The organism is Bacillus sp. 7884-1 (assembly GCF_002272245.1).
In the GTDB taxonomy this organism is placed as follows: Bacteria; Bacillota; Bacilli; order Bacillales; family Cytobacillaceae; genus Neobacillus.
In genome coordinates this window covers 1-7,863 of record NZ_NPDD01000076.1, presented here as the reverse complement: position 1 = coordinate 7,863, position 7,863 = coordinate 1, and the positions used below count along the sequence as shown (strand labels likewise).

6 protein-coding genes and 2 pseudogenes are annotated in these 7,863 nt (G+C 35.8%); 2 read left to right on the top strand and 6 right to left on the bottom strand.

Annotated elements, in window-relative coordinates; all coding sequences use genetic code 11:
* Positions 1 to 102 precede the first annotated feature (102 nt).
* The 6 genes and pseudogenes from CHI06_RS09970 to CHI06_RS09940 form a co-directional block, all read right to left on the bottom strand.
* Entirely contained in the window at positions 103 to 312 is a 210-nt protein-coding gene (locus CHI06_RS09970; protein WP_095248399.1) for a hypothetical protein, read from the bottom strand.
* Positions 313 to 499: 187 nt separating this feature from the next.
* A pseudogene (locus tag CHI06_RS30425) lies at positions 500 to 1,188 on the bottom strand (CaiB/BaiF CoA transferase family protein).
* Positions 1,189 to 1,589: 401 nt separating this feature from the next.
* Positions 1,590 to 3,659: a sigma-70 family RNA polymerase sigma factor gene (locus tag CHI06_RS09955; protein WP_095248396.1), complete on the bottom strand. Its 2,070-nt coding sequence runs from the start codon at positions 3,657 to 3,659 to the stop codon at positions 1,590 to 1,592.
* A 159-nt stretch (positions 3,660 to 3,818) separates the two neighbouring features.
* Complete coding sequence (locus CHI06_RS09950) at positions 3,819 to 5,006, bottom strand: MFS transporter (RefSeq protein ID WP_095248395.1); 1,188 nt, start codon at positions 5,004 to 5,006, stop codon at positions 3,819 to 3,821.
* Entirely contained in the window at positions 4,999 to 5,430 is a 432-nt protein-coding gene (locus CHI06_RS09945) for a MarR family winged helix-turn-helix transcriptional regulator (RefSeq protein WP_095248394.1), read from the bottom strand. The genes CHI06_RS09950 and CHI06_RS09945 overlap by 8 nt, the downstream gene beginning before the upstream one ends.
* A 303-nt stretch (positions 5,431 to 5,733) precedes the next feature.
* Positions 5,734 to 6,764 (bottom strand): annotated as a pseudogene (locus CHI06_RS09940) (alpha/beta fold hydrolase).
* 432 nt (positions 6,765 to 7,196) lie between these two features.
* Between CHI06_RS09940 and CHI06_RS09935 the strand changes: the two are divergent.
* Both CHI06_RS09935 and CHI06_RS31055 read left to right on the top strand, forming a co-directional pair.
* Positions 7,197 to 7,472, top strand: coding sequence for a hypothetical protein (locus CHI06_RS09935; RefSeq protein WP_095248393.1), 276 nt, complete (start codon positions 7,197 to 7,199; stop codon positions 7,470 to 7,472).
* 128 nt (positions 7,473 to 7,600) lie between these two features.
* Positions 7,601 to 7,735: a DUF3888 domain-containing protein gene (locus tag CHI06_RS31055; RefSeq protein ID WP_095248400.1), complete on the top strand. Its 135-nt coding sequence runs from the start codon at positions 7,601 to 7,603 to the stop codon at positions 7,733 to 7,735.
* The last annotated feature ends 128 nt before the right edge of the window (positions 7,736 to 7,863 follow it).

The following is a 7,863-nucleotide window of genomic DNA, read 5'->3' as shown; positions in this document are numbered from 1 at the left end:
TTCTAAAATCAACAGTATCCTTTAACACAGCCTTAAAAAAAAATAAAAAATAGTGCCCACTTCTCTTTAATAGAAATCGGCACTTCGTTTATTCGCGATGCGTTATCTTGCCTCTTTTGGTGGTTGGCACACGTCACATTTACGTTGGTTATTATTTTTAAATTTCGTTAATGTTCTTTCAAAGTTGCTGCCACACGCACATTTAAATAGTAACTTTTGAGAAAAGCCGTGATATTCCGTAGTTAGCAACTTACTTTCCGAATTGTTCTCAACAAATTCTTTAATTTTACCAATCGTCCATCGTTTATTCATTCTCTTACACCTCCATATTTTATCGCTATGCGGAGGCTTTTTCTGGCATCCGTTCAAATAATTAATATCGCCATTGTATGCTAATGTATTTACAAACGCAATACATTTTCCATCATCTTGGTTTTCTAAGACAAAAAACTGCCAGGCACCTTCCAAATTCACGGATGGTACTTGGCACTTTCTTTGATTATATTACATTCCCACTTTTTAGGTTTTGAATTTGTTCTTTGGAGTAACCCAGTTCCTCTAAGACTTCGTCTGTATGTTCTCCAAGCAATGGTGGGTGGCGCCGAACTTTTGACGGGGTTTCCGATAATTTAACTGGAAATCCAGGGACTTTCAGATTCTTTACAATAGGATGTTCAATCTCAATCATCATTTCCCTTGCACGAACCTGAGGGTGATTGATAACTTGATCAATTGTGTGAATTGGACCACATGGGACCCCAGCATTATCCATCTTTTCAAAAACATCTTTGCTTTCCATCGTAATCAGTCTCTCAGAAATAATATTCACAAGTTCTTGACGATGATCTACTCGCTTTGCATTTGTTTCAAAACGAGTATCTTCCATTAAATCAATCCAATCTAAAGCCTGGCAGCACTTTTTCCATCATTGGCTACTGCCAAAATGATATCCATATCTTTTGCTCTAAACGATTGGTATGGAACAATCGAAGGATGAGCTGATCCCATTCTTCCAGCAGCCTTACCTGTTGCAAGAAATCCAGTTGCCAGATGATTCAACAATACAACTTGTCCATCAAGCAAACTTACATCAACAAATTGTCCTTTTCCTGTTTTTTGTACAGAGAATAATGCACTTAAAATACCATAAGCTGCAAACATCCCCGTTGTTAAATCTACAATGGACATACCTGCTTTTGCCGGACCTGAATGGGCATCACCTGTGAAACTCATTAATCGGATGTTTTCGGTGTTGCCGCACCTATCTTTGATCTTCATGGCGATATAAAAATGGTTATTGCCTGCATCGGCTTTGCTTCAAAAATTAGTGAAGAACATATTATATTCTGTGGAGAAAAACTCAAAGAAGCCTCGGAAAAAATCATGGGAATAATTGGAGGAAGGGAACCCGTTTATTATAAAATATAATATTATGTCGATTTTCTCACTTTCAATAGTTTTGCATGTTAGACATAGGTTTTCCTAAAGAAAAATAGAGTAGTCCTGCTTGGGCTACTCTATTTTTCTTTCGTTCTCTATTTCTAATCCTATTAATTTTCATACTAATATGTGAATAATAGTAAAGAGTTTTATTCCACCGAAATCTTTACAACATCATCCAAATATTTCATTGCATTATATCCATAAATCACCAGCCTTTTAGGAACTACTTTTTCTCCAGCGGTGTTAGGGTGTAACTTCGTGTTAAAAACTGTAATGAAATGACGGGGTTGCTCGATTTCTTCATAGGATATAGGTTCATTCATATTGTACTCCACCCCGTGTTTATCAACGAGCACTCCTTCTGAATCCATCTCCATTGATACAATTTCACTTTCATCCTCACCGATAACTTCGAAGTTAAGCGACTCATATGAACGATTCTCATGATTACTTATGACAACTTTCGTCGGCTGTCCCACTTCCACCTTGTCGATAGACATTGTACTGCCTGCATATTCAAAGGTATGGGGATATTCCTGTATTTCATCCAATTCGATGGTTTTAAGTTCTTCAAAAGTAAAATAAGTCGATTCGAATTGAACGTTAATATTTTTTGGCTTTTCTCCAAAAAGTGGGTCAAAGTGTGATTGCATAGGAATCCAGTTTTCGTCATAAGTTGTTTCTAAAAATGAACTGCCATAACTATCAGCTTTCAGTTTTTTATTGTTCACTTCTAGATTATTAAAATTAATAACGTCTAACCGTTTCTCTCGCTGTTCAATATTAATACCATATTGCAAAACCGTCGCAGTTGGTGCAATGATTAGTTTATCAAATCGAACCGGGATACCTTCGACGATTGTTTCTTCATCCAAGGCATATTCGACGGAAGGCTGTTTTGTTACAGGGATTTCGAAGTTCCACTTCCCTGTTTCACTTTCCATGCCACCGTAAGCTACAAGACCATTCTTTTCTGAGGTATCACGAATCAATTTATGAAGTTTTGTGATTTTCAGTTTGATTGTGCCTTTATCACTTGTAAGTGGCTGCAGACTTATCCTCCCTTGATACACGTTCTTTTCTTCGTTATTTACAGCAGCCTCAAGGTCAGGAGGATAGTACCTTGGATATGCTGCCGTGTTCATAATTTCAAAATCATTCTCCACAAAAACCCCATCAAAAGCATCCATAACATATTGATTGTCTTCTTTCGTATCTTCGATTTCGTAAAAAACAAGCGTCTGAACCTCATCCGCAATCGCACTCTTGATCTTGATTTTCACCCCATTGCTTTCGGCTTCAAGGTTCAGACTTTCACCCAGGTCTTGTTCAAGAAAGGCACGTAATTCCTGATCCTTTTCTGACCATGTATAGTAGGTTTTAGAAAACGCTCCAGTAAAAAATTCTATTCCTATTAATATTGCGAATATACCTGAAAATACAAATCCTTTTCTTATACGTTTCTTGTTCTTCTGTTGCCTATGCTTTTCCTTAACTGCCAGCCTATCTTTAATGTTCTCCATGAAATCAGATGGCACATGCAAATCTTCCATTCTATCAGTAAGATTTACTAGGGTTAACATAACATCCTGAAAGGTAGCCAAATCCGCCTGACATTCTTGACAATGATAAATATGTTTCTCTAAATCAATCTTTTTCGGACGATCTAAGGTTCTTTCTAAGTAATCGATGTAATCCTTTTGATACTCTTTACAGCCATTATAGAGAGATCCGTCCCCCATTTCGTTTCTTAGTGACTGAATTCCGGAAAACAAAAGCTCTTTCATCTTTTCCACTGAAACTTGGAGAAGATGTGCCCCCTCTTCCTTAGAGATTCCTTTTACATAAGTAAGGACCATCGCATCTTTCTCATACTCTTTTAATTGATCAAGTGCTTTAAATATATCCTGACGTGTTTCAGTTTCCACTCTAGTTAGTAAACTTCTATCCTCAGAAAGCTTCCGGCAGATATGTATGAAGATGGATGTGACCCACGTTTCGAATGATGTTTCCCTTTTAAAGCGAGGCAATTCCTTATGGACTTTTATAATGGTCTGGTAAAAAAGCTCTTCCATTTGCTGCTGATTGCCAAGATAAGACCAGCCAAGTGTATAGAACGATTGCTTATTCAGATCGAACCAATCGAAGATGGATTCCTCACTTTTTTCTCGTATGGCAGCAGTGATTGATGTGGGTTCTATTTTTGCTGGAATCATAAATGTGTTCCCCCCCTTTACATTCTCTTTAACTCTTTTTAATCTCTCTTCAATAACTTTCCTATATGCACTATTCGACAATTTACTAATATTTCCTCTTACTAATTTTTATATAAAGAAGGAACATCTCTTATAAAAGATGTCCCTTCTTATTTATTATTAAGTTAAAGCATTGATACTAGCATTTTCTTTCTTCCCGTGCAGAAAAAAGTAAAGACCAGAAGATACCAACACTACAACTCCTAGAATCATATAAAGTGTACTATAGCTCGTAAATGGAAGGATGAATCCAAGCAAATAAGGTCCGAATCCTAGCCCGGCATCAAGAAATATAAAGAAAGTCGACGTTGCCAGTCCCATACGATGAGAAGGAGTCAGTTTAATTGCGATTGCCTGTGTGCAGGACTGCATATTCCCAAATCCGAGTCCAATAAGTAAACCCGCTACTAATAAAGTGATACTGTTGTGGGCTGAACCTAAAAGCAGCATCCCAGCAGTAAAGAGGACAAATGCCGGATACATCACATAGTTTGCCCCTTTTACGTCCATTAAACGGCCTGTGAATGGCCGTGAAATCAGTACTGCTATTGAATACACAAGAAAGAAGAAACTTGCAGCACGAACCAGTTCAATTTCAATTGCATAGAAATTAATAAAAGATAGAACACTAGAGTAACAGAAACCGATTATTAAAGTAATCAATGCAATCGGGACTGCCTTTGGCTCAATAAAATGAGAGAGTTTGACTCCTTTTATTTCAGTTGTCTTTGCTGTTCCTTCCGATGCCGGTACATACACAAAGAAGGCTGTAATCAAACTGAAGATACCTAAAGCCAGGCAGAGACTAAAAATAATTTGAGTGCTTGTATGTTGGCTCATATATAGTCCAATGAACGGTCCGATTGCGGTAGATAATGTAGAACTCATACTGTAATAACCGATACCTTCTCCTCTACGTCTTTTTGGAATAATCTGAGCCACAATTGTTCCTGTTGCAGTGCTTGCGATCCCCAGTGTAATCCCATGTAATAAACGAGTAATAAGCAGAAAGGTAATACCTAAATGGATAAAATATAGTGATGTTGTAAAAATAAAGAGAATTAATCCAATGAACAACGTTTTTTTAAGGCCAATTGAATCCATACTGCGGCCAATAAACAGACGCCCAATTAATGTCCCAACAATAAAAATTCCTGTAACAAGACCTGCCTGACTTGTAGAAGCATGATATTCATCTACCGCATAAACACCGATAATCACGATTAACAAATAAAAGACTAACGTTAACAAAAAATTGACGCTGGATACAATGATAAAATCCTTTGTCCATAATTTAGGTTTACTCACTTTTGCTTCCCCCGCCTCTCATAATATTATCCTGGATTTTAGGAAGCGTTTGAAACGTAATCATTTGCTCTTCATTAGCGATACCAACCATAACACTATTTTCTAAATCCGTTATCTTTTTTCTACATGCTTTGTAAATCTCGTCTCCTAATTCTGTTAACTGAATGACTTTCTCTCGCCTATCCATACCAGGAATTTGCTTCACCATTTGCAGATCTTCCAAACGATGAACCCTCCTTGTGATGGTTGGTTTTTCTACATTATAATGATTTGCAATATCTACAAGTGTCGAAGGCCCATTGGTTTTAATGTAAAAAATAACTTGCCATAGAGAATAAGAAAGCTCATAAGTACTCATTAGTTCATTCAATGTGGTTATAAGTGATCTATACAGACTTAAATAACGCTGAAAAAAACCTTCCAATTCCTTCTACCCCCTCCCACATAAAAATAGTTACCATAGATAACTATTACCGAAGATAACCATATATTTTTTTGAAAAAGATGTCAATGGGAACGTCTTTAACTAGACCAGATGGGCGAGTTAGGTTATAGAAAATTGGAAATGGCAAAGAAAAACGCTCCGAGCGAAAAAAGCACAGAGCGTTTCCTATTAATGTCTATTAAACCAAAGTGATCCTGTTACTTTAAGGATTCTTTTCTTGCTGCAACTAAATTATTAATCTATTTCTTTACATTAGTTCCTTTAACAATTAACTTAAATATATTACTTTATAAATGTATCAGACATCCATTTGTAAAATTTTCCCTTCTCTTCAAATTGCGGAAAATGAGCTGATTGGTCAAAAGAAATAAATTCCTTTTGATTGGCTTCAATCTTATCAAAATAATTTTTCGCTGCATTAGACGAAGTCATATAGTCGTATTTTCCCATAACAAAATAAGTCGGTATTTCAAGTTTAGTTACAATAGTAGATATTGGATTCTCAAATATATCTTTTAATAATATATTTTGAGAATAGCCAATTCCACGATTATAACGGATTACATCTAATAAGTTCTATTCACTACTGAATAAAACGCTTATGTTATCATCACCAAGTTTCTCATTAAGTCTTGAATACCCTCCATATTTTGCAACATAATCTCGCGGAGTAAACATTTCGCCATTTTTGATTTTTTCAGTTAAGCCCTGTAAGTATAAACATCCTCCGTATTTCCCGCTTTTTGAGCCTGTTCAATCGTGAAAATCAAACCATCAATCTCGCTTTTTATTGTATTGCTCATCTGTCCAATGCCAATATAAGCTTCATATTTTTCAGGTGCTTTAGAGGCAGCTTGGGGAGCAATATGAGTTCCGAAAGAATGACCCACCAATATGACCTTTTCTTTTCCTAGACGTTTTGATATGTAATCTGTCATTGCTAATAAGTCTTCCACCAACAAGTCTGATGAAAGATTAGAATAGTCCTCAAAGAAATGATAGGATTTCCCACTCGCTCTTTTGTCGTATTGAACAACCGTAAAATCCTTTTCCAATAGGTTTTGGTATTTAGTGACATACGGTATTTCTGGATTTCCAGGTCCTCCGTGTACAAGAATAATAACGGGATTATCCTTATCATTTCCGCGTATCATAATTTCGTGCTTACTTCCGTTTATTTCTACTTGTTCCAATACACTAATACTGTTCTCAGCTTTTATATCCTGAGTCCATGTAGGGAAAAAAAGTGCTATGATGAGTAATATGAAGATCATTACTCCGATAAATTTTATTGATTTTTTTATATTTTTCATATATCTCCTTTCTGCTTTTGAACAACCAGCACTACCAGTAAAAAAGCGATTGCTTTTTGTTTCACAATCGCACTTTATTATCCTTACCACATATTGGAATGTAGGAACTTGCCCATTTGGTTAATTTTATGTAAATTTTCTTATTCCACTTTTTTAGTAACGAGAACGTTTCCAATAGTTTGGGATTCCTTACCACTCCTTCCCCATTTTGCATTGGTCTTCATACTTGGAATAAAAAAAATTGTCCGTGACCATGATGAAAATGCATTGGCATTTATGATTAAATAATCACAAGTATTGTGAAAGAATGTCCTTAAACTAAAGGGAGTTTAGTGGAACAAGTATATAAAAAATTGAATTAGAGAGTTTTTTCGATGCCATCCAAGCCCTGTTTGAATAACATAAAACAGTTACAAAAAAGAAGGGGTTATAATGATTTCATATAATGGGAATGGCGGGAATAATAATAATAATAATAATAATCTAGCCGATATTCTACAATTGATTGGACAATGGTTTAATGTGACAGGAGATACATTAGGTCTTATAGGGCAAGCTATGGCATTAGAACAAGATAAAATTGATACAATCCAAGCACAAAAAGAGAAACAACAACAAGAGTTACAGCAGCAGCAAATGCAACAACAACTAGAACAAATGCAACAGCAAATAAAAATTTTGCAACAACAAATAAAAAAGCAAGACTAATTAAAGTTGTAGGCTCCTCTATGTTATATCTGTCTACCAAGTAAAATAGTAGATTGGAAGTATTTGGTTCTCACAATGTGAATTAATGAGGACTGAAATACTCAAACTATTACTAAATTGCTATGTAAATTCAAATTTCTACTTTTAAAGGAGCTCATAACACTATTGGTAAAGATACCCTTACAATGGAAGTTACTCCTGGTATGGTGACTGTAATCAAGTATGAGCATAAAGAGCTTCAAATCACAAATGTCGAGAAATGATACCCCTTGATTACTTGCTTAAGCCGCTGATTGACCTTTTCTGTGCTAAGCTTTCTTTCTTTTTGATTTTCTGCCCACGCTAAATTCACAGTGACTCTTCGCTTGCAAAGATGAATTATCTTCTATAC